This window comes from Fusicatenibacter saccharivorans (assembly GCF_015557635.1).
In the GTDB taxonomy this organism is placed as follows: Bacteria; Bacillota; Clostridia; order Lachnospirales; family Lachnospiraceae; genus Fusicatenibacter; species Fusicatenibacter saccharivorans.
Genome location: NZ_JADNOP010000006.1, coordinates 144,546 through 166,837, shown reverse-complemented (window position 1 = coordinate 166,837; position 22,292 = coordinate 144,546). Strand labels below are relative to the sequence as shown.

Here is a 22,292-nt window from a genome sequence, read left to right as displayed (position 1 = left end):
TTCTTTTTTATACGGCTGCTGCCCGGCTGTGGACTTTCTTCCGCACAATCAGATAGCAGATCACCTGCATGATAATCGTGATGATCCACGATCCCGGATACGAAATGAACAGCACATACAGCGAGCGGTGCTGCGGGAAAATGCCGAAGATCCACACGATTCGCGTTCCGACCGTTCCGATGACGGACAGAATCATCGGCACCGCCGAGCATCCCATACCGCGCAGGGCTCCCGGGAAGAGGTCCATGATGCCGCAGAGGAAATACGGAACCGTCGTGATCGACAGAATTTCCATACCGCAGCGGATAACCTCCGGGTCCCCGGTGTAAATCTGCAGGATTTCCGTACCGAACAGATACGCGCCGCCACCCATCACCAGTGCCATGCCGCTGGAGAGAATCAGGCAGTCGATCAGCACCTTATCCATTCGTTTGTATTTTCCGACACCGTAGTTCTGGCTTGTGAAGCTCATGCACGCCTGGGTGACGGAGTTGACTGAGGTGTATAAAAATCCCAGCACATTGTTGGCCGCCGTGTAGCCTGCCATTGCAATCGAACCGAAGGAATTGACGGATGACTGCAGCAGCACGTTCGAGAAGTTGATGACGGTACTCTGAATACCCGCCGGGATGCCGACCTGGAAAATCGGGATGATGTAATCCTTTTTCAGGCACAGCTTCGAAAACCGGAGCTGATAACTTCCCTCGCTCTTATAGAGGCACCGCAGAACCAGCACGCAGGAGATCGCCTGCGAAACCACCGTTGCAATCGCCACACCTGCCACGTCGAGACTGAACACGATCACGAGGAACATATTCAGACCAGCGTTGATCACACCCGATACAATCAGGAAATACAGCGGCCGCTTCGTGTCGCCGACGGCACGCAGAATCGCCGCACCGTAGTTGTACAGCATGAAAAACGGCATTCCCATAAAGTAAATTCTCATATACAATGCCGACTGATCAATGACATCCGCCGGTGTATCCATCAGCTCCAGCGCGCCTTTTGCAAAAAATACGCCCACAAACGCCATCACAACGCCGCTGATCAGCGCCAGCATGATCGATGTATGTACCGTTTCCGACATCTCCCGGTCGCGCCCCGCTGCATAATACCGCGCCGCAAGCACATTCGCACCGAGCGAGATTCCCATAAACAGGTTGATGAACACGTTGATGAGTGCCGTTGTCGATCCGACAGCCGCAAGCGCCTGGCTTCCGCTGAACCGTCCGACGACGATGATATCCACCGCGTTGAACATCAGCTGCAGAATGCCGGACACCATCAGCGGCAGCGAAAAGGAAATCAGCTTGTCCATAATCGTGCCGTTGCACATGTCGATTTCATATTTGTTCTTTTTCAAAAATACTCCTCCTTCTTTTGTAGCAGATATGCAGTCTTACACCGCAGACATATACAGAAATGATACCACTTTTTTCCGGTTCTGCACAGAGACTTTCCATAATTTATTGACTTCTGTAAAGTCCACAGGTAAAATAAATACAATTACAGTTTTTCTGTATATAAATCAAGGACAGGAGAGAACCTATGAAAAAAATATGGATTACAGGTGCCGAAGGCCACATCGGTACTGCCCTTCTGGAACTGCTGGAGGGTGTGGAATATCAGCTTCTTCCAACGGATATTCACGAGGTTGATATTACCAAAATCGATGAAGTCACACAGTTCGTTTATGTCAACCGTCCCGACGTTATCATCAACTGCGCCGGTATGACCGACGTTGCCGAGTGTGAAAAAAACATCGACGAAGCCTATCGTGTCAATGCCATCGGTGTGCGCAACGTAGCGCTTGCCGCCAATGATATCGACGCAAAGGTTATTCAGATCTCAACGGATGACGTCTTCGACAAGGAATCCCGCATCCCGTACAACGAGTTTGATACCGTACATCCGCGTACGATCTACGGAAAATCAAAAGAGGCCGGAGAGAAAATCCTGACACAGCTTTTGAACCGCTTTGTCATCATCCGAAGCTCCTGGATTTACGGGATCGGCCGCGATTTTGTGGACGAAGTACTCCGTAATGCGGCAAAGGGCGGCACGATGGAGGTTCCAAACAACCAGTATGCGGCTCCGACCAGTGCTTTTGAGCTTGCGCGCGTGATCTGCCACTTTATCGACAACGAGGAGTATGGTCTGTACCACGTTGTCTGCCCCGGAAGCTGCAGCCGCTATGAGTTTGCAAGAACCATCCTCGAGTATACCGGAAAAACCGGTGACCTTGATCTCTACCCGGTTGTCGCACGCGATGATGTCCGCCCGACCTATTCTGTTCTGGACAACATGATGCTCCGCCTGACCGGTATTCCTGAGCCGCCCGACTGGAAAACGGCACTGAAAGAATATCTCGAAGAAACCGGAGGAATCGAATAATGGTCCGAAACAGAAAAGAAACAACGGAAAAGTCAAAAAAGAAGCCCGGGCTTTCCACCCAGATTTTTATTGCCCTGCTGGCCGGTGCGCTGCTCGGCGTGGTGATTCACTATTGGATCCCGTCCAGCTATATCAAGGACACCGTCATCGTAGAAGGTGTGCTGTATGTCATCGGACAGGGCTTTATCCGCCTGATGCAGATGCTTGTCGTACCGCTTGTCTTCTGCTCCCTCGTCTGCGGAAGTATGTCCATCGGAGACAGCAAAACCCTCGGAAAGGTCGGCGTAAAAACGATCGGCTTTTACCTTGTTACCACAGCACTTGCCGTCTGCATCGCACTTGGAACCGCCTTGCTCATTCACCCGGGGCTCGGACTTAACATGAGTGCGGTTCAGAAAGCCGACCTGTCCTCGACAGCAGCAGATTCCAGCGTCAGCCTGGTGGATACACTGCTCAACATCATCCCGAAGAACCCGATTGGTTCCATGGCAAACGGCGATATGCTTCCCATCATCGTATTCGCCCTGTTTGTCGGCGTAATGCTGGCAAAGCTCGGAAACCGCGCTTCGGTCGTTTCCAACTTTATCAGCCAGTTTAACGATGTCATGATGGAAATGACCATGACGGTCATGAAGGTGGCTCCGGTCGGCGTTTTCTGTCTGATTGCACGTACCTTTGCAACGGTCGGCTTTTCTGCGTTCGCACCGATGCTGAAATACATGGGAAATGTAACACTGGCGCTGGCACTGCAGTGCTTCGTCATTTATCAGGTTCTTCTGTTCGTATTCACACGGCTGAATCCGATTAAATTCGTGAAAAAATTCCTTCCGGTTATGGGATTTGCATTTTCCACCGCAACCTCCAACGCGACAATCCCGATGTCGATTGATACACTGAACAAAAAGATGGGTGTCTCGAAGCAGATTTCTTCGTTCACCATTCCGCTCGGCGCAACCATCAACATGGATGGTACCTCCATTATGCAGGGTGTCGCTGTCATCTTCATCGCAGAGGCGTACGGTATTCATCTGACCCCGGCAAACCTCGCAACGGTTGTTGTTACCGCAACACTGGCTTCCATCGGTACCGCCGGTATCCCAAGTGTCGGCCTTGTTACCCTGGCTATGGTACTGAATTCCGTCGGACTGCCAACGGAGGGTATCGCTCTTATCATGGGTATCGACCGTATTCTCGATATGCTGCGTACCGCCGTCAACATCACAGGCGATGCTGTCTGCACAACGATTGTCAGCCATCAGGAAAAGGCGCTCAACCGCGAAGTATTCAATCGCGATTAACTGCAATAAACTGCTTGCGAAAAGCCTTTTTCAGACACGCTCTAAGGCTAAGAAAACGCGTTCCCGTTTTCGGAAACCCCTGTGGTTTCCGGCGGGAACGCGTTTTTCTTATCTTATTTTTCTGTTACAGTTCAAATGCCTGGCGGATGCTGTCGTAATGCAGGAATTTACCTTCTGCGGCGTACCCTTTGATTTCGTCCAATGTAGCAAAACGGTAGCCGTCTGTTTCTTCCTCCTGAAGATGAAGATCTTCGTCTTTGATATCCATCACGAAGCGATAAACATCGACAAAGTAATTGTCTCCCTCATCCGGGTTGATGCGCCGGTAGGTAAAGAGATAACCGCCGTCAGCCTTGCTCACATCGAGTCCGGTTTCCTCTCTGACCTCACGGCGCACGGCCTCCCAGGAGCTCTCTCCTGCCTGTGCCGCGCCGCCGGAAACCTCCCACCAGCCCGGTGCCCAGGCTTTCGTCATGACACGTTTTGTGATAAGAAAGGTCCCATCCGGTCTTGCGATTACGCCGAGTACGGTCAGGTGAAACTCGCCCGGCTTCATATGCCAGTCATTCCGTCTCATCGTACGGCCGGTCGGCTGTTTATTTTCATCATAGATATCCCAGAGTTCCATATCGTGTTTTCTCCTGTCGAACTTCTTCCGAGCCCCATCGCGATTTTTCTTCCCTGTCGCATGGTTCTGAATCATTACAGATACTGTTTAATCTCTTCCATTACATTTTCCAGCGGAATTTGTGTTTTCAGAGTCTTATCGCGGGATGCAACCTCGACAACGCCCTGTTTCATGTTTTTCGGGCTTACGATGATACGCAGCGGAATGCCGAGCAGGTCGGCATCGGCAAACATTACGCCGGCTCTGACGCTTCTGTCGTCGTAGATCACTTCGATGCCTGCGTTCTGCAGATCCTCGTACAACTTGTCCGCATATGCTCTGACTTCCTCGTCATCGACGCGGACTGCACAGAGGTGTACCTGCCACGGAGCGATAGCTTTCGGCCAGATCGGGCCGTACTCATCGTGATGTGCCTCGCAGACCGATGCTGCCAGACGGCCGACACCGATACCGTAGCATCCCATGATCGGGGTCTTGCTCTCGCCATTTGCATCGACATAGGTCATATTCATGGATTTTGTATATTTGGTTCCAAGCTGGAAGATATTTCCGACCTCGATACCTCTGGAGATCTTCACGGTCTTTTTGCCGCATTTCGGGCAGATGCCGCCCTCCTGGATTTTTGCAAAATCGTGATACTCGGCATTCGGAACGTCGCGCTCCATGTCGAGTCCTTTGTAATGATGCTCTGCCTCGTTGGCTCCGCAGGAAAGGTTGTTTCTTCCCTCGAGGGATTTATCATAGAGAACAACGGCATCTCCGTTCACCTTCAGGTTCACCGGTCCGATATAGCCTGCGTTCAGTCCGCATTCTTCGGTGATCACGGCTGCGTGAACCTGCTCGCCGAGGAAGTTGACCAGCTTCGTCTCGTTGACTTCGAGATCGCCGCGGATGAAAAGGACAACGTATTTATCATCGACATTCTGCTGATAAACAACGGCTTTGCAGGAGTTCTTTGTCTCGTCTCCGAAGAAATTGCAGACGTCTTCAATGGTGTGGACGTTCGGTGTATAAACCTTTTCGAGTGCAGCGGATTCTGCGTCTCTTGCGATGTCGGAAATATTCTCAGCTGCCTCCATGTTGGCTCTGTAATCGCAGGAATCACACAGAACGATGGAATCCTCTCCGACCGGAGTCAGAAGCATGAACTCATGGGAGATGTTGCCGCCCATCATACCGGAATCGGATTTGACAGATACCACCTCCGGCACGCCGACACGCTCGAAGATACGCTCGTATGCTGCGTGGCATTTCTCGTAATACTGCTCCAGATCTTCCTGGCTGGTATGGAAGGAGTAAGCATCCTTCATCGTAAACTCACGCACACGGATCAGGCCGGCTCTCGGACGGGCCTCATCACGGAATTTTGTCTGGATCTGATAGATCATAAACGGATATTTGGTGTAGCTCTGTGCATACTCGCGAACGAGATGTACGGCTGCCTCCTCGTGGGTCATGCCGAGTACCATTTTGGCATTGTTGCGATCGGTGAAACGCAGCAGCTCATCGCCGATGCTATCGTAACGGCCGGACTCATCCCACAGAGAAGCCGGCATGACAACCGGGAACTGCACTTCCTGGCCGTCGATTTTGTCCATCTCCTCGCGCAGGATCTGCTCGATTTTGCGCACAATGCGGCGCAGCGGCAGATAGGAAGAATAGATTCCGTTTGCCATATATTTGATGTATCCGCCTTTTACCATAATAGCATGGCTGTCGATGACACAGTCAGCAGGTCTTTCTTTGAAGCGCTCTCCTACTAATTTTTCAAGTTTCATTTTCTGATTTCCTCCTTGTTTTTTTGGTTTTCAACATCTGAAATCTTCCAGACGCGAGAACATTCCAGCCTGTCCGATTTTAAGCTTTTAGTCAACATTTTACGCATCTAACTCATCACTGAAGTAACGAGTTAGATGCTTCGTTTTCAAACAGAAAAAAGCCCTAAACCGCAAGCTGCAGTTTAGGGCGAATTTTTTTATCCGCGGTACCACCTAAATTCAGGAAAACTCCTGCACTCTGACACAAAGCATTTGTACCCCACGATTTTTGTATTTTGTAATACGTGTGATCTCTGCTCTCTGTACCTTCTCTGTAACGGGAGATCCCGGTGCAGCCTACGAAATAAATTTTCCCTGATGGATTTTCTTCTCTTCGGTGCACAGCTCCAAGACCGGTTCACGATAGATTCTGCAAAAAGCTTTCACCTGCCGCTTTCTCTCTGAATGCGCTCTGTCGCTACTGTTTCTTTTCTTCGCTTTTTCACTGCACTGATTGTAGCAGAAACCGGAAAAGAATGCAAGCCCGTTCCTTCTGCTTTTTCTGCATAAACGCCCGCCCAGGTTACAGGCCTTCCCGATACATTCTGCTGATTGCCGCCTGGGCTTCCTCAGACTGTTTTTTCTCAACCCATGCTTTGCGGTCACTCAAAATAGCCAGCATCTCATCGACAACGTCCTCGGCGCGCGGGCTTGTGACGCGGTAGAGATAGCCGAGCATCCGCGTGGCGGTAAAGTCCGTGTTCATCTGGCGGTATGCAATTTCCCGGCAGAAGTCGTCCGGGTAACCGTTGTGTTTTAACGCACGGTACAATTCGTCATTTCTCGTTTCTGGCATTGCCTGTCTCCCTTTTTCCTTTAAACATTTACGTTTCCGCTGTTCAGGCCTTCCGTCTTTTCCTCAAGTGGCAGCCAGTCCAGTGCCTTTTTGATCCACTCATCCCAGAAATCCCATTCATGGCCACCCTTACTCTCATAGTAGACAATGTCCATGCCGCTCTCTTCCATCCGTTTATGGTAGAGACGGTTTACTTCCAGAAGTCCGTCCTCTGTTCCGCACGCCTGGAATACGGTCGGCACATTGACAGACGGATCTTTTTTCCGTGCTTCCTTTAACTGTTCGATAAGAACAGCCGGGTTTTTGTCACTCTTTGCTGCTTCGACCAGATTTCCGAAATAACCTTCTTCATGTGCAAAGCTGTCCGCTCTGCTCTCTTCCGGATTTTCCAGCACATGAAGTGCACCGGACAGGCAGATCACAGCCCCGAAGGTATCGTGATATTTCAGGCCATTTCTGAGTGCGCCAAAACCACCCATGGAAAGGCCTCCGATAAAGGTGTCTTCTCTTTTTCTGGACAGCGGAAACATTTTTCTTGTAATCTCAACCAGTTCTTCTCCGATAAACTGTCCGTGCATGGCACCGATGGACGGCTGATCCACATAAAACGCATTCTCGCCGGCCGGCATGACAACGGCAAGGTTTTTCTCCTCTGCCCATCTTTGGATTCTGGTTCCATGAACCCAGTCTGTCTCATTTCCAAAAATGCCATGCAGCAAATACAGCGTTTTAAACGGTTTTTCCTCGCGCTCCGGCTGCCCAAAGGTAAATTTGTCGACCGGCAGAATAACCTGCAGCGGTACGGTGCGCATTAAAGTTTTTGACATGAAGCTTACCTGAATAAATGCCATAATAAAAATCCCCCTGTGGATATATATTTTTCTTTATTTTACGCCTTATTTCTGCGTTTCGTCAACGTGGAGTTTTGCGTTCCTCCGGTTCCGGCTTGCACCCCGAAGCAATTCACGATATAATCATGTTTATAGCAATCCCAGAAAATAATGCAAAAAATTCAGCACTGCAGAACTGCCTTTTTTGCGTTATTTTCTGGTCTTACTATAGTTTGAATTTTTTCTGTGACAAGATAAGGAGATTTTCTATTATGATAAAGTTGATTGCAACCGATGTCGATGGAACGCTCGTCAAAGACGGCACACTTCTGATCGACCCGGAATATATGACTGTTGTTTCCAGGCTTGTCGACCAGGGCATCCATTTTGTTGTCTGTTCCGGCCGCCAGTTTTCCAGTGAACAGAAGCTTTTCGCTCCGATCAAGGACCGCCTGCTCTACATCTCCGATGGCGGAACTGTCGTGCGCACACCGGAAAAGATTCTGAAAACATATCCGATGGAAACGGCACTCTGGAAATCCATGTGCCGCATGGTACACGACGAACTTCCGTCCTGCGACTGCTTTGCCGCCACCCCGGACTACTGCCTCGCCGAAGATGCCGGAAGCCGCATGTTTCACTGGCTCCGCGACTCCTACGGCTTCGATGTCCGCGAAGTACCGGATCTGTCGAAGGTAGAAAACGAGGACATTATCAAATTCACGATCTACCATCCAACCTCCTGTGAAGAGCTTTGCTCCCCAAATTTCATCCCGGCGTGGAAGCATCAGGCAAAACTCGCTGTCGCCGGTAAGGAATGGTTGGACTGCAACGCCCGCGGCGTCAGCAAATGGACCGGTCTCTCATTTCTGATGAACTACTTCGGCCTTACCTCAGACGAAGTCTGCTGCTTCGGCGACAACCTGAATGACATCGAGATGCTTCAGAACGCCGGCGAAAGCTACGCCGTCTCCAACGCCCGAGCGGAAGTCATTGCCTCGGCAAAACACACCTGCCCGCCGTACTGGGAGAACGGGGTGCTGCAGGTTCTGAAAACGTTTTTGAAGGAAACGACAAACCCGTTTTGATTCAAAAAATCCAGGCATCCTATACGGATGCCTGGATTTTTAATTCTCTGTTTCTTTACAGTACCCCATGCGGCGCAATGCCGATCGCAAATTCGACTGCAATCGCTACCAGGACTACCAGCAGCGAAATGATGAATCCGTGCAGCATCGGCTTTGCGCCGGAGCGGCAGAGGGATTTGAAATCGGTGTTCAGGCCGATGGCCGCAAGGGCGGCTACCATCAGGAATTTGCTGATGGTTTTTAATGCGGCTGCTGTGCCTGCCGGGATAAGACCTAAGGAGGTCAGTGCAGACATGGCGAGAAATCCTAAGATAAACCATGGAAAAATGGATTTGATGCTTACCTTTACAGCGGTGCCTTCTGCTGCCTGTGCTTTTCGCTTCAGATGTACGTTAATGGCGGCAAATGCCAGAACAGCCGGAATGATGGCGAGGGTCCGTGTCAGTTTTACCATGGTTGCGAAATCACCGGCAGCCTCGCTGAATGCGTAACCGGTGGCAACGACGCTTGAGGTATCGTTGACCGCAGTTCCGGCCCAGAGGCCAAACGCGGCATCTGAAAGGCCCATCCAGTGACCGAGGATCGGGAATACGACAATCATGACCGTATCAAATAAAAACGTTGCGGAGAGCCCATAGGCAATGTCCATATCGGTCGCCTCGATGACCGGCGCGATTGCCGCGATCGCAGAACCGCCGCAGATACCCGTGCCAGCGTTGATGAGGCTGCTCGTCTTCCAGTTCAGTCCAAGTGCTTTTCCAATCAGTGCGCCGAGGCCAAAGCACGTTGCCAGGGTAAATACCATAACCGTCAGGGAAAATCTTCCGACCGTCAGCACCGTGCGGATATTCAGGCTCGCCCCGAGCAGAATAATAGCAAATTTCAGGATCTTCTTCGATGTAAATTTAATTCCCGGCGCTGTCACACTGTTCGGCTTGTAAAAGGCATTCACAATCATACCGATAAACATGGCGATGACCGACGCCCCGATAAAGTGCAGTCCGGCGCTCTCCTCCAGGCTTTCCAGGAATTTCGCCGCAGCGGCAATCACCAGTGCAATCGCCGCTCCGGGAATCAGTTTTTTTACGTTTTTCACAATACGTTTCCTCCAGCTTTCTTTTTCCTTTTTCCTTTTTTCTCTCTTTGCCCGTTTATTTTAATATGCTTCCATGATAAAATAAACGCATAACTAAGAATGCATTCATTCCATTTTGTTATGGAGAATTTTACAAAGGAGTTTTTATGGATCAGAAACTGGAAACTTTTTTGACGCTCTGCAAGACGATGCACTACGGCCGCGCCGCCGAACTGCTCCATCTCTCGCAGCCTGCCGTCAGCAAGCACATTCAGGCGCTCGAGGCGCAGTACGGTGTCCGCCTCTTTACGTACCAGGCTCGGCGGCTGCAGAAGACACGGGAAGGCGACATTCTCGAGCAGTATGCTTTTTCTCTGCGCTACAACGAAGAAATGCTTCTCGCGCGTCTTCACGAAAAATCAAAGACTCTGCTCCGCATCGGCGCGACAAAATCCATCGGCGATTATATTCTGCTGCCGGAAATCCGCCGCTTTCTTGCAAAACCGGACCAGCAGCTTCACTTTCTTGTCGACAACACGGCCCATCTTCTCGCAAAACTGGAAGACGGCGAACTCGATTTTGTTGTTCTGGAAGGACTTTTTGACAAGCAGCGCTATGACTTTTTCCTGCTCCGCGAGGAACCGTATCTCGGCATCTGCGCCGCCGGCCATCCCTTCGCCGGAAAACAGATTCCCATCCCGGATCTCTTCTCCGAACGCCTGATTCTCCGCGAAGAAGGCTCCGGCACCCGGAAAATCCTCGAACGCGAACTCACCCAGTCCGGCTACCACGTCAGCGCCTTCTCCGACTGCGCCTGCATCAGTTCCTTTAAACTGTTAAAAGAACTCGTCCGCGAAAACTGCGGCATCAGCTTCGTCTACGAAGCCGTCGTCAAAGACGACCCCCGCTTCGGCCGCTTCTTCTGCCCCCCGCTCACCGGGGCGCACGAACTGAATGTCGTCTACCTCAAAAATACGGACGCTGGGCATTGGGCGCATCAGTTTCTGGAAAGGTGACAGAAAAAAACGGAGAACCGGCATCATCGCTTTATGGTTCTCCGTTTACTGCTTGCCCTCTTCCTTATTTTCTCTCTGTAAATTGAATTCCATAATCTTCCAGAACAGGAACAATATCTTCACTTTTCATAAACAATCCGTCAGCCCAATAATAACCATCTTCCAACGTTATTATAACAATCGTAAACGGATGAAAATAATCCATGTTATGCTCGTCTATACCTGGATATAAAGAAAAACAAATTTCATGCCATGTATCTTTTTTAAACTGAACGATTCGTTTTACTTCAAATTCATCCCACGAAATTGTTTTTGAATATTTTCCAAAATGAAGAACACACTTTTCCCGATAAAAATATACTCTTCGAAGATTATAGAATATCACGGTTAATCCGAGACATATCACCCCATAGAGAAAACATAGGTAAATGACTGCTTCATGCTTTTCAGGTTTTAGTTCAACAAACAAATATACTAATGTCACATAAAGCCCAAAGCATTCCATACATGCAATTATTTTGGATGGCAGAAAACTTTTTATTTTCATTGCTCGTTATTCACCTTCTCTTACTTTACTTTTTTTAACTCAATCTGGTATTTTTCAATTACTTCTGAAAGTTCATCCCTTCGTATGGCAAGTTCTCTCCTTGTCAATCCATTTACAAAAAACAACGGAGAACCGGCATCATCATCTCTTTACCGGTTCTCCGTTCACTGTCTGTACCAGGACTTTGTCAAATCTTGCGTATTTTTTTACTTCTTTCATCAACGCATCGAGGTCTTTCACGATCTGCTCCCGCTTTCCTGTCGGTCCTATGAAATATTCCCTGCCTCCCATTTCCAGCGGATTTCCTGTCGTTCTTGTCCGTACACCGAATGTAAGTCTTCTGCTACCCCTCCGGTAATAAATCGTATAGGTACGCGGTACATAATTAAACAGAGAGCTTTCTATTTCAGAAACCTTATAAAATTCGCCGCTTTCTTTCGCCGCCGCGTACCGCCGGTCCTTCAGGCAGTCCATTTCAGCTACGGAAATAAAGCAGATCAGATAGTCCAGAAACGAAAACACAACCAGAATCAGTGCTTCCACGATTCGTCCCGTCTTTGTTTTATCCAGAATGTGAACATACGTATCCCCGTAAAATACCGCAAAGAAAAGAATAATACTCAAAATAATCTTGATCCACGGCCAGAGACGGGATTTAATTTTTCGGTTTACTTTAAAAACATTGATCCAGTCAAGCAACTATTTTTCCTCCAACTCCGTCATAATATCTGCATTTATTCTACACGCTTTCCCCCGTAAAAACAACAGAAATCAGAACACTTTCTCTCATTTCGTACGTTATTTACTTTCTGTATACTTAACACCGTATGAAGTGAGCAATTCACAAAATTCATCGGCACTGAGCGGTATGATTCCCCAGCCCGGTCCGCGGAACTTATCAAATATCATAATACTGGTAAATGGATGATAGGTGCACCAAAATAAACTGTCGTCTTTCTGTTTCGATATGTTGAAGAAAAAATGATCATTGTATCTTTGTATCACAGTGAAATCTTCCCATTCTATCTTTTTTTCATACCTCAAAAAAGATAGCTTTATTCCCCATTCGTAAATGTAAATTTGTCTTAGAAGTTCTACAGTTACAGCAACACCAAATAAGCCAATAAAAAACATCATTCCTATCAGTACTATAATACTTTCCTTCAATGAATACGATTGGATCTGGGCTTTTTCTTTTATCCATATACTCGCCAAATAATAATTACCCATAGCACACACAATCAACTTTATACTTCTACCCAAATCATCCCATATTACTTTCATTCGATCTTCGCCTCCAATTTCTATTTACTTTCCGCATACTCAACACCGTACGAAGTGAGCAGTTCACAAAATTCGTCGGCACTGATTGGCATAGTACGGACACAACTAAATTCTGACTTATCAAATATCACAAAGCTAGTAAATGGATGATATGTTGAAAAAAACAGACCGCTATCTTTTTGTTTTGATACGTTAAAGAAAAAATGATTTTTATATCTTTGTATAACGGAAAAATCCTCCCATACAATTTTTTTCTTATATCCCAAAAAGGCAAGTTCCATTCCCCACTTATGGATGTAAATACGTGTTAAAGCATCTACACTTCCCCATGACACTATCCCGCAAATAAACATCATTCCCAATATTACCCAAAGCTTTTGAGGCAAATTATATAATTCGCATTGATTCTTTGCTTCTTCCCAAAATCTTGTCATAAGATACCCGATGCCTATTAATATAGCAACTTGTCCAAACATAAAAAACTTACGATATCCTGCTCTCATATTTGCCTCCATCAAAAAACAGTTTACCCCCAGCTTTCACTCTATGTCAATTCATGAGTAAAAGGAAATAGAGAAATTTAGAAATCCAATATTTTACTCAACTGTCAAAGATGGCGTTTTACACGCTTCCTCCGTAAAAACAATATGCTTTATGACAGTTGATCCATCCCGCTCCCGACAGCAGTCTGCCCCAGCTTTTGTTTCTGATTTCTGTGATCGTATAACTTCCCTGATCTTTGATGACTCCCACCACTGGGTATTCTACTCCGGGGCCTGTGCGGATGTTTAGTGCCGGGTCCGTTACACGGTAAATGCCGGGATTGTATTCACTTTTTCCACCGCCGTTTTCCGTTTCTCGAAGCAGACGCTGGAACCGCTCCCAGTCTCCCCGCTTCTGAATCTGGGACGGGCAGTTTTTGCTACAGATGTCGTAATGCCGGTAAACTGCATCTGCCGGAATCCCTGTCTCGTTCATCAGGTCTTTCACCAGTTCCACTGTATGTAAAAATGCGGTTTCGTAATCATATCCTTTCTGCACGCACATCTCAACTGCGATGCTGTTCCGGTTTCCATATCTGCCGAACAGATTTTTACTTCCATAATTTCTCCCGATATGCCAGCATCCTCTGCTGTGCGGCGCAGCCTGATAAGCAATTTCTCCGTCATCTACGTAATAATGCGCCGACATATCCTGAAAATTTCCCTGGTACTGCGCTCTTGCATGTGCGCGGGCATCGGCTCCGGCGGCAAAGTTGTCTGTATTATGTACCACAATACACTGCGGATGATTTTCCGGCCAGGTATTCTGGTTACTGCAATAGCTTCTGTCAATCCTCATTTGCTCTGCTCCTCCTTTCTCAGCACATCAATCCTCGACCGCAGAATCTCAGGAATTTTCACTCCCATCAGTCCTGCATTTTCCAGGATCGAAACTGCTTCATTTAAAATAAATCCAATGCAGACGGCATCCCGCAGGTAATTGGTCTGTGTGAGCTGATCCAGTTTTTCCGCGATCAGCACAAAGAACAGCATCATACCTTTTCTGCAAAGTCCTTTCCATCCCGCACGGCTCTCCAATGTTCCGTTTTCAGATTTCGGACTCTTTTTAAAAACGACAGGAAGCAGAACACCTCCCGTGATCCAATCAATTGCCATAAAGCAGACCAGCGTTTCCAGCGCAGCATCCCAGCCTCCAAACTGTGCCGCAAGGAAGCTGCCTGCTGCGGCAATGATCGTGCGATAAATTGATTTCATTGGCATTTCCTTCTTTCTTTTTCTAAATTTGCGTATAAAAAGGGAAGTGGCTGGTAATTCGTGGGATCTTACAGCCACTTCCACTCTTTTTGTATGTTATTTACTTTCCGTATACTTGACACCGTATGAAGTGAGGAGGTCACAAAATTCGTCGGCGCTGAGCGGTATAATATGAACAGAACGATTTCGCGAATTATCAAATATTACAAAACTAGTAAATGGATGAAACATTGCCCAATACGGACCTGGATCTTTTTGTTTGGACATATTAAAGAAAAAATGATTATGATATCTTCGTATAACAGAAAATTCTTCCCATTCAATTTTTTTCTTATATTTCAAAAATGAGATCTGCATTCCCCATTCATAAATATAAATACTGGTTAAAGCATTTATAATTCCATATGCTACACCAAAAGTATAAATCATAAACCAAAATATCATAAATGCTTTATCTTGCATATTATAGGAACTAATTTGACCTTTGGCCTCTTCCCAAAAATTCAGCATAAGGTATCCGCACCCCATAAACACCGATATACTAAAATATTTATAAAATTCACGATATCCTACCTTCATATTTGCCACCTACTAATTTAACTTTTACCTTTGCACAAGGTACTCTCATCTTGTGCAAAGGTGATTTATAGATTTTCTATCTAAGTGCCGGAAGTCCTATATCTTGCATTTTTTTTGAAATCGCAGGCTTATTATTTTGCCAGTTTTTCTTTGTTTTCCCATTTTTTTTCGTACTAAAATTGCTGTTGCTATTTTTCTTAAGTGTTGATCCATTTTTATTTTCCTGCTTCTTTGTTTTTCCAAAAATCCCATCCAAAACGCCACTTTTTCCATGTCCAAGTATTGGTGTTTGAAAAAGATCCGAAAAAACAGAGAGCGCCACTTCCTCTGACATTTTTTTTACGTAAATATTATAAGTACTTGGCACTAAAAACGTTGAAATCCCATCATAAACTCCAGCTGCTACAGCTCTCTTCGCATCTTTTGTCTCCCTATACTCTAAATAAAAGCCTCCCATAAAGCTCACCAATATAGCTGTTGGGATATCACCAGCAGCGCCATTAATACCTCCCGAAATAGCCGCAACACACAGTCCTTCCATTGTTACATCTTCCCCGCTAAGCTCACATTGAAGCCAATATGTGACTCCTCCCAGCAGCCCGAATATTAAAAATCTTCCGTACGGTGTTTCAAGCAGTTTTTCGATCACCCCTACTACCTGTGCTAAACTGCCTTCCTCATCTACCGCATTCACCGGATTGTTGCAGCAATACACATAAAGGTTCTTTCCGTTCATGCTGAACATTTGCGCTTTTGCAACATCAAAGTTGTCCGCGCAAAGGAATCTGCACAGTTCCGGATCGTAATAGCGGCTCGCGGTGACATAGAGTTTAGTATCGTCATCATAGCAGTAAGCACGATAACGGAACGGGTTGAGTTTACCGATATTTTCTCCGCTGGTATCGGTCAGGCCTGTCTGTTTTCCCCATGCATCGTAAGAATAGTTTACTACCTGTTTTCCATCGCTGTCAATCAGTCCGATGACATCGTTCTGGCTGTTGTACAAGTAATAATACTCTTTTTCTCCCTTTTTCAGCATCATTGGGGATTTATCCGCGCCATAAACAAACTGAACCAGTACATCTCCATATTTGGTTCCCATCAGTTTGTTTCCGCACCAATAGTTCTTATGGCTGGTTCCGTTCAGGTCTTTCCACTGGACTCTGTGTCCTTCGCTGTCGTAATAGTAAACTGCTTTCTTTCCATTTAAAGTCAGGCTCTGCAGCAGGCTTCCTCTGTACCAGGTCAGTGTTTTTCCCTGATAAGCTGTGATATTTCCGACTGCGTCATAAGAAATACTGCTGCCGTTGTAGGAAATAAGCTGATCTTTCCATCCTGAAGTACGGTAAGTAAACAGATCTGTCTTTACCGCAGTGCCAAGTGTTCCCGTTGTATAGGAATACTCTTTTCTCGACGTCATATTCATTCCGGCATCGTAGGTATACGTAATACTCTTATTTTCCCATACAGAATCCACACGGGTCAGTTCACTCAAAGCATTATACGTATATTTTACTTTCTGAACACCATTTTCGGAAATCGTAACAATATTTCCTACTGCGTCGTAAGTAAATGACAGTTTCTTTCCGTTGTTGTTGATTTCTTTAAGAAGTAAAGTTGTAATTCCCGCTTTTCTTCCCGGTACAAAAGTATAGTCAACTGGATACGTTTTATCTTTCAGATGAATAGTTTTTCTGGTAACGCGGCATAACGTATCAAAGGTATACGAAATTTTGACTGCATCATTTACCTTGATCTGATAAATCACATCCGGTGCCTGTGCTTTTCCAATCTCTCCAAATACGCATGATGTTGAAATTTTGCTGTCATCAATCTGATGTACCATGCCTGTGCGTCTGTTCTTGCTGTCATACTGAATACGCGCCGTTTCTCCATCTGTTGTGCGGTATCCTGCCATTCTCTGGATCATGTCATAGTCAAAGAAAATCTTTCTGTCGTTTTCCAGATCCTCATGGTAAAATACATTTCCATAGTCGTCATAGACATTTCGGAAGACTGTCGTTCCATTCCACTTCTGCTCCACGATCTGTTCGTACTTATCATAGCTGTTTTTCAGCACTTCTCCTGTCGCATACTTTACTTCGCTGAGCGGGCCATCCGACGGAAGGTAATCGTATTCTTCCAGTGCATTTCCGCCTGCCAGAATTCTGGTCTGGTTTCCGAGGAAATCATATTCATAGGTATATTCGAATCCATTGTGGGCAATCGTTTTTAACCGGTCACCTTCATCATACGTATAACCCAGTTTTACCGTATTTGTTCCATCAGAAGCCGTTGCACCGGTCAGAAGGTCATTCTTGGTATCATACGTATACGTTACCTTATTCCCTTTTGCATCGGTAACTCCCGTCAGCAGGCGTTCTTTGCTGTCGTATTCGTTTGTCGTTACGAATCCTCTGGCATCTGTCAGTGTTTTTACATTTCGGCCGGTTGCCGTGTAGGTATACTGCGCCGTCATACGTTCGCTGCATGCCTCTAAAATGAATTTCTGCGCATCGGTCGCCGCCGTTGTCTGCTGAACTCCTTTGATCCATGCATTTTCATTGTAGGAATTACTTGGCATTGTAAGATAGAAGTTTCCCTGTTTGATACAGTAGTTCTTTCCATTTGCCGCAAAAGTAAATTTCTGTTTGCTGTCCGAAGCATCTTTTTCCTGCAGCGTGAGTGTTCCATTTGAAGCCATAGAGAGTGCTTTTCCTTCTGCATTTGCCGGTTCCAGGAAAAATGCACCTTTTCCATCTGTATTCAACAGGAACATCTGAGATTCGCTGCCCCAATAGCGGTCCTGTACAATTCTGGAACCTGCTTCTGTACCATTTACCCGCATATACTGACCGCTGTGGCGCAGACGCATCATATAGACTTTTCCGGATACCGGGGTGTCACTCTTTCCCTCATACTCTGCCGGTTCCAAATACCACTGCTGATTTACATTCACTTCCGACTGATCCCAAATCTGCAGCTGTACAGAATTATCCATCTTTCCGTTCAGAAGATCAATTGCTCTCTGATCTTTGGACAGTTTACTTGTAATCAGGTACACACCTTCTCCTACTGGTTTCATTCGGAATTTCTGTGAATCTTTGTTCGCATACACATTTAATACTGTCTTTGATCCATTCGCATCCGTTCCGATATCCAGCACACGGGTTCCTGTTCCGTTAAATGCTTTCAGAATCACATAGCCTTCTCCTGCATCCTCCAGTTTCCATTTCTGTGCATTTGTCCCCTTAAATTCATACTGCTGAACTACTGTTCCATCTGCATCGACTGCGCCGTTGACATCCAGATATTTTCCGGATTTTCGCTGACGGATAAAATAGCTTTTTCCTGCCATTACCGCCGTGCTCACCCGGTCATGATGAATTACTACGTTCTGTGGATTTCCTTTGGTATCATATGTATAACGGTACTGAACTCCTTCGGAGTTTCTTGCCGCCGTCATATTTTTATTTCCATCATACTCATACTCAAACGAAGAACCTGTTACTTTGATCAGTTTTGAAAGCAGGTCAGTTTTGTTGCAGGTAAATGCATTCTGCTCCGCTGCTGTCTTGGCACTGACAATATTTCCATTTGTATCATATACATAGCTTTCTGCATCGTCACGGATCAGCTGTAAGCCGGTAAAAAATGCATCGTTCTGCTGCTTCTGGTATTCGAGATAGATCTGAATGGATTCGTAGGTCTTATTCGTAGTGGAGCCATCTTTTCTTGTCAGGATCACGCCATTGACAAACTGCCACTCTGTCACATACGGGTTGCAGTTCACAATTGTCTCTGTCGTTGTTTTGTCGGTAAACTGAACCACTGCACGAACACGGAAGGTTCTTCCCGGAATGGCATCTGCTTTTACACTGCATCCGAAGACAAATACATCGCCTTCTTTTCCGCTCACATTTACCGTCTGCATCAGACTCTTGTCTTTGGACAGGTTTCCGCGGAGTCTTGCACATTTTCCCTTGACAGAATCTGTCACAATCTGGTCTGCGCTTTCTCCCTGGCTTAATTTCCAGCCATTTTCTCCGGTTGTATTAAATGCCTCTTCAAAAAATGCATTCCGCAGCATATTGAATTTATTTGCCGCTACCGATTTTTCCAGCTGGAAGCAGGAAAAATAAGCCCATCCCTGCATATTATCCAAGAAAAACGCAGTAGTTACCTCCGCCTGAGATGCAATCGTAATAGTTGCCGATACACGAGTCCATTCATCCGAATCTGTATCTTTCACCTCTTTTACCAGATCCATTTTCTCTGTATTTCCAGAAGAAAGTAAAATTCCGGCGCCGCATTCAGAACGCTTTTTCTCCGGATCTGGTACGCATTTTTCAACCTTAACATAACAAGAAAAAGTATACGTTCCTTTCTCTAAAACCTGCTTCTTTGAAAATCCATTTCTTCCGTTTACTGTATTCTTACTTATGATACAGCATTTTTTAACTGGAAATCCGTCTGGAATATCTAAGTCAGCGATCGTATTTTCACTTCCGGTTTTAATCTTATCCCACTGTACAAAATATGGTTCTGGCTCCATCCGATTCTTCACAACCTTCTGCAGCGTTCCTGTCTTGCTCAGCTTGTTATTCTTTCTTCCTTCCCGTAAAAACTGATAACTGTTTGCAGCACCGTCTTCATCCGACACATCCGCCGGGCAGCCGAAATTGTCAAAGTGGTAGGTAAACTTTCGATTATCACCCGTCCGACTGATTTCTCCATCCAATCCCTGCGTTTCAAACACCGTAGTATTTCCATTTCGATAGGAAATTTTCATTCTCTGCCCATTCTGTGGTCCTGTATGTTCAAAAACTTCTGACACTCGTTTTACCCCGCAGTCATCCTGGTACTTATATGAAATCTGTCGCCCATCATTATTCTGTACGCTCACCAAAATATCTCCATCGTAGAAGAATTCCGTACTTTTATTATCCGGATAACTAATTCTGGTCAGATGTCCTGCACTGTCATAGGAAAAATAAATGCTTCTTCCATTCGCATTCAGATTGCCCAGGTTATTGTCTTTTCCATATCCGAAATCCATTCTTACACCGGTCGGGTCAATCAGATATGCCAGATAGTTTCCTGCTGTGGACGGGCCGTACTGCGCTTTCTGCAGATTTCCGTTGGAATCCTTGATACTCCTCATGTACTTGTCATGTCCAAACGCATATTCCCAGCCGTTTTTGTCCTTCATGATGTAATAAGAATCTCCGTCGGAAGAGCTTGTCTGCGTCAGCTCGTATCCAAGTCCATCTTCATCCTTTAATTTATTTCCATCCGCTGTATCTTTATAAAAGTAATGCCGGGTTCCGTCCCCATCGGTGTAGACATATGGGAAGTTTGCATTTCCTGTGGCTTCCATTTCCTGGATGAAGTTCATTCTCCAGCCTTTTCCCATACGGTTGTTTTTGCTTCGCTGTGACAGATTATACACATGGCGGATATGAATCGGCAGCAGTCCGCCGCTGGTTGAAGCATCTTCATGCACCCATACAAGGTTTCCGTTGAAGTCATTGACATAACCATGGCCTGCGCGTCCGGCATCCTGCTCATGGTAGCTGTAATAGTCCTCGAGTCCTGTTGTACTACGGTAATAAAAGATTCCTTGCGGGAAATACTCGGAAGTAATTCCATAAGAGTTATTGGATGGATAATCAGAAGAAATGAAAACGGCTTCCTGATATGGTGTCTCATTCTGTGCCGTGATAACAATTCCATGATTTACCCCTGTGTTATACCACTCACGCACCAGTTTTGTTACGTTGAATCCGCACGGTGTAACGGTAATTGTATTACCGGACTGTACCTGCTTTACACTGCAGTAATCCAGTACATTCGACTGATATGCCGGCTGATTGTTCCATGTGGTTGATCCCGGATTCCATCCTCCCGTTACTTTATGGGCGGTAATAAAAAACGGCTGGTTGCTGTCCGAAGAATACCGGTACTGCCATACATAGATTTTTGCATCGTAGATAACCGCTCCAGGTTCCATTGCAGGCAAGCTGGTAAATTTCAGGAAAGAACGGCATTTTCCATATTCCCGGTTATGGCCTACGGTAAAAGAACCATAAGAAGCTACCACCGCGCTGTCCGGACTTTTTTCTCGGACAAACGTATCGTCAATTGCCCTATTTGTTTTCGAGGTTTCTGCCGATGGATCAATCACAACTGGATATACTCGGTTTTCGTCCTGAAGCCATTTCTGATCCGGTACGACGCTTAAAATACTGCAATGCTGCTCCGCATCGGTTTCCAGTTCATAGTGTACCTGTTCCGAATAATTTCCGGCTGCATCGTACATACACGGCGGGGCAAAATAATAAAAAACTTCTTCTGTTTCTTCATCAATCAGGTCAATTCCTCCGTCTTCCCGAATGACAATCATCATCCCCGGGAACTGCAGGGAAAACGAATATTCAAGAGCTGCTGCTTTTACCGATTTTAAGATCAGGTTTTCTTTTACCTGTTCTCCGATGATTTTGTATTCGAGATCTACATTCTCTGCAATCTCTGCATAATGTCCGGCAGCCACAAGACCCGGAACACTCATTTTTTCCTGATTTTCCTGCTCCACGCTTTTTTCTTCTGTTTTCTGCACTGCGGCTCTGTTCTGCATTCCTTCTTCTGTCGGATAGAGATTTTCCGGCTGAAATACAGCTTCACGCTTCTGTGCCTGTACTGCCGCCTGGCTTCGGATGTTCTGTTTTTTCTGCTTTTCTGCCAGAAATCCCCAGCTCAGTTTTCTTCCCGTTTTTTCAATAGTAACCATTTCATTTGCATTACTGCTTTCCGCAAAATGGACTTTTACCCGGGATGCATGGTTCTGATAACCGTTTTCTGTTTTTTCCAGTCTGTTATCAATTTCCTTCCACTCTTCTCCTTCTTTATAATGAACCGGGTATCCGTAAATGACGGCTGCACCGCCATGATTTTCTGTTCGGAAGTTTTTGGTAAAACGGTCTCGTTTCTGTAAAATTTCCGCGATTACGCGATCTGTTTTCTGACTCATTTTAATTTCTCCTTTTTCTTCATCCTATATTGTTTCTGGTTTCGTAAATACTTTATCTGCGCGCTTCTGATAAAGTTCTAAATTTAGAGAATCACCTATTGACTTTTCTCTATGGAAACTCTAATATAGAAATATAATCTTCTCTATCTT

18 protein-coding genes and 1 other annotated feature are annotated in these 22,292 nt (G+C 46.1%); of the genes, 4 read left to right on the top strand and 14 right to left on the bottom strand.

Annotated features, from left to right (window positions below):
* Positions 1-7: 7 nt before the first annotated feature.
* On the bottom strand, positions 8-1,339 hold the full coding sequence (locus I2G42_RS07120; protein ID WP_082424625.1) for an MATE family efflux transporter: 1,332 nt from the start codon (positions 1,337-1,339) through the stop codon (positions 8-10).
* Between the two features lie 212 nt (positions 1,340-1,551).
* Between I2G42_RS07120 and rfbD the strand changes: the two genes are divergently transcribed.
* Positions 1,552-2,397, top strand: coding sequence for a dTDP-4-dehydrorhamnose reductase (gene rfbD, locus I2G42_RS07115; protein WP_022462384.1), 846 nt, complete (start codon positions 1,552-1,554; stop codon positions 2,395-2,397).
* On the top strand, positions 2,397-3,695 hold the full coding sequence (locus I2G42_RS07110; protein WP_022462385.1) for a dicarboxylate/amino acid:cation symporter: 1,299 nt from the start codon (positions 2,397-2,399) through the stop codon (positions 3,693-3,695). Before rfbD ends, I2G42_RS07110 begins: the two co-directional genes overlap by 1 nt.
* Positions 3,696-3,819: 124 nt before the next feature.
* Here I2G42_RS07110 and I2G42_RS07105 read toward each other — a convergent pair whose 3' ends face one another.
* From I2G42_RS07105 to I2G42_RS07090, 4 genes are all read right to left on the bottom strand, one after another.
* Positions 3,820-4,323, bottom strand: a complete 504-nt coding sequence (locus I2G42_RS07105) for an NUDIX hydrolase (protein ID WP_022462386.1) — start codon at positions 4,321-4,323, stop codon at positions 3,820-3,822.
* A 74-nt stretch (positions 4,324-4,397) separates the two neighbouring features.
* Positions 4,398-6,101, bottom strand: a complete 1,704-nt coding sequence (locus tag I2G42_RS07100) for a proline--tRNA ligase (protein WP_022462387.1) — start codon at positions 6,099-6,101, stop codon at positions 4,398-4,400.
* Positions 6,102-6,281: 180 nt separating this feature from the next.
* Positions 6,282-6,584: a binding site (T-box leader), on the bottom strand.
* Between the two features lie 79 nt (positions 6,585-6,663).
* Positions 6,664-6,936, bottom strand: a complete 273-nt coding sequence (locus I2G42_RS07095) for a hypothetical protein (RefSeq protein ID WP_195530894.1) — start codon at positions 6,934-6,936, stop codon at positions 6,664-6,666.
* Between the two features lie 20 nt (positions 6,937-6,956).
* Positions 6,957-7,787, bottom strand: a complete 831-nt coding sequence (locus tag I2G42_RS07090; protein ID WP_055219937.1) for an alpha/beta hydrolase — start codon at positions 7,785-7,787, stop codon at positions 6,957-6,959.
* 251 nt (positions 7,788-8,038) lie between these two features.
* Here I2G42_RS07090 and I2G42_RS07085 point away from each other — a divergent pair, with 251 nt between their 5' ends.
* Positions 8,039-8,854, top strand: a complete 816-nt coding sequence (locus I2G42_RS07085) for a Cof-type HAD-IIB family hydrolase (RefSeq protein WP_055228017.1) — start codon at positions 8,039-8,041, stop codon at positions 8,852-8,854.
* Between the two features lie 55 nt (positions 8,855-8,909).
* Here the strand turns inward: I2G42_RS07085 and I2G42_RS07080 are convergent, their stop codons facing one another.
* Positions 8,910-9,950: a YeiH family protein gene (locus I2G42_RS07080; protein WP_055228018.1), complete on the bottom strand. Its 1,041-nt coding sequence runs from the start codon at positions 9,948-9,950 to the stop codon at positions 8,910-8,912.
* A 146-nt stretch (positions 9,951-10,096) separates the two neighbouring features.
* Between I2G42_RS07080 and I2G42_RS07075 the strand changes: the two genes are divergently transcribed.
* Positions 10,097-10,945 (top strand): LysR family transcriptional regulator, encoded by an 849-nt coding sequence (locus I2G42_RS07075; RefSeq protein ID WP_055228019.1) that lies wholly within the window; start codon positions 10,097-10,099, stop codon positions 10,943-10,945.
* A 64-nt stretch (positions 10,946-11,009) separates the two neighbouring features.
* Here I2G42_RS07075 and I2G42_RS07070 read toward each other — a convergent pair whose 3' ends face one another.
* From I2G42_RS07070 to I2G42_RS07035, 8 genes are all read right to left on the bottom strand, one after another.
* Positions 11,010-11,492, bottom strand: coding sequence for a hypothetical protein (locus I2G42_RS07070; protein ID WP_055228020.1), 483 nt, complete (start codon positions 11,490-11,492; stop codon positions 11,010-11,012).
* A gap of 141 nt (positions 11,493-11,633) precedes the next feature.
* Positions 11,634-12,191 (bottom strand): hypothetical protein, encoded by a 558-nt coding sequence (locus I2G42_RS07065; protein ID WP_055228021.1) that lies wholly within the window; start codon positions 12,189-12,191, stop codon positions 11,634-11,636.
* Positions 12,192-12,290: 99 nt separating this feature from the next.
* A complete protein-coding gene (locus I2G42_RS07060; protein WP_055228022.1) occupies positions 12,291-12,776 on the bottom strand; it encodes a hypothetical protein in 486 nt (161 codons plus the stop codon).
* A 20-nt stretch (positions 12,777-12,796) separates the two neighbouring features.
* Positions 12,797-13,279 carry a hypothetical protein gene (locus I2G42_RS07055; protein ID WP_055228023.1) on the bottom strand — a complete coding sequence of 161 codons (483 nt, stop codon included), beginning with the start codon at positions 13,277-13,279 and terminating at the stop codon, positions 12,797-12,799.
* Positions 13,280-13,397: 118 nt separating this feature from the next.
* Positions 13,398-14,117: an N-acetylmuramoyl-L-alanine amidase gene (locus I2G42_RS07050; protein ID WP_055228024.1), complete on the bottom strand. Its 720-nt coding sequence runs from the start codon at positions 14,115-14,117 to the stop codon at positions 13,398-13,400.
* On the bottom strand, positions 14,114-14,533 hold the full coding sequence (locus I2G42_RS07045) for a phage holin family protein (protein WP_118741996.1): 420 nt from the start codon (positions 14,531-14,533) through the stop codon (positions 14,114-14,116). The genes I2G42_RS07050 and I2G42_RS07045 overlap by 4 nt, the downstream gene beginning before the upstream one ends.
* A 96-nt stretch (positions 14,534-14,629) precedes the next feature.
* A complete protein-coding gene (locus tag I2G42_RS07040) occupies positions 14,630-15,112 on the bottom strand; it encodes a hypothetical protein (RefSeq protein WP_055228026.1) in 483 nt (160 codons plus the stop codon).
* Between the two features lie 76 nt (positions 15,113-15,188).
* Positions 15,189-22,142, bottom strand: coding sequence for a DNRLRE domain-containing protein (locus I2G42_RS07035; protein WP_055228027.1), 6,954 nt, complete (start codon positions 22,140-22,142; stop codon positions 15,189-15,191).
* Positions 22,143-22,292 lie beyond the last annotated feature (150 nt).

Excerpts from the sequence above, each read along its gene's own strand:
- I2G42_RS07100 (WP_022462387.1), bottom strand. The coding sequence starts at position 6,101 with ATGAAACTTGAAAAATTAGTAGGAGAGCGCTTCAAAGAAAGACCTGCT.
- I2G42_RS07090 (WP_055219937.1), bottom strand. The coding sequence starts at position 7,787 with ATGGCATTTATTCAGGTAAGCTTCATGTCAAAAACTTTAATGCGCACC.
- I2G42_RS07085 (WP_055228017.1), top strand. The coding sequence starts at position 8,039 with ATGATAAAGTTGATTGCAACCGATGTCGATGGAACGCTCGTCAAAGAC.
- I2G42_RS07120 (WP_082424625.1), bottom strand. The coding sequence starts at position 1,339 with ATGTGCAACGGCACGATTATGGACAAGCTGATTTCCTTTTCGCTGCCG.
- I2G42_RS07105 (WP_022462386.1), bottom strand. The coding sequence starts at position 4,323 with ATGGAACTCTGGGATATCTATGATGAAAATAAACAGCCGACCGGCCGT.
- I2G42_RS07055 (WP_055228023.1), bottom strand. The coding sequence starts at position 13,279 with ATGAGAGCAGGATATCGTAAGTTTTTTATGTTTGGACAAGTTGCTATA.
- I2G42_RS07110 (WP_022462385.1), top strand. The coding sequence starts at position 2,397 with ATGGTCCGAAACAGAAAAGAAACAACGGAAAAGTCAAAAAAGAAGCCC.
- I2G42_RS07050 (WP_055228024.1), bottom strand. The coding sequence starts at position 14,117 with ATGAGGATTGACAGAAGCTATTGCAGTAACCAGAATACCTGGCCGGAA.
- I2G42_RS07045 (WP_118741996.1), bottom strand. The coding sequence starts at position 14,533 with ATGAAATCAATTTATCGCACGATCATTGCCGCAGCAGGCAGCTTCCTT.
- I2G42_RS07060 (WP_055228022.1), bottom strand. The coding sequence starts at position 12,776 with ATGAAAGTAATATGGGATGATTTGGGTAGAAGTATAAAGTTGATTGTG.
- I2G42_RS07040 (WP_055228026.1), bottom strand. The coding sequence starts at position 15,112 with ATGAAGGTAGGATATCGTGAATTTTATAAATATTTTAGTATATCGGTG.
- I2G42_RS07075 (WP_055228019.1), top strand. The coding sequence starts at position 10,097 with ATGGATCAGAAACTGGAAACTTTTTTGACGCTCTGCAAGACGATGCAC.
- I2G42_RS07095 (WP_195530894.1), bottom strand. The coding sequence starts at position 6,936 with ATGCCAGAAACGAGAAATGACGAATTGTACCGTGCGTTAAAACACAAC.
- rfbD (WP_022462384.1), top strand. The coding sequence starts at position 1,552 with ATGAAAAAAATATGGATTACAGGTGCCGAAGGCCACATCGGTACTGCC.
- I2G42_RS07070 (WP_055228020.1), bottom strand. The coding sequence starts at position 11,492 with ATGAAAATAAAAAGTTTTCTGCCATCCAAAATAATTGCATGTATGGAA.
- I2G42_RS07035 (WP_055228027.1), bottom strand. The coding sequence starts at position 22,142 with ATGAGTCAGAAAACAGATCGCGTAATCGCGGAAATTTTACAGAAACGA.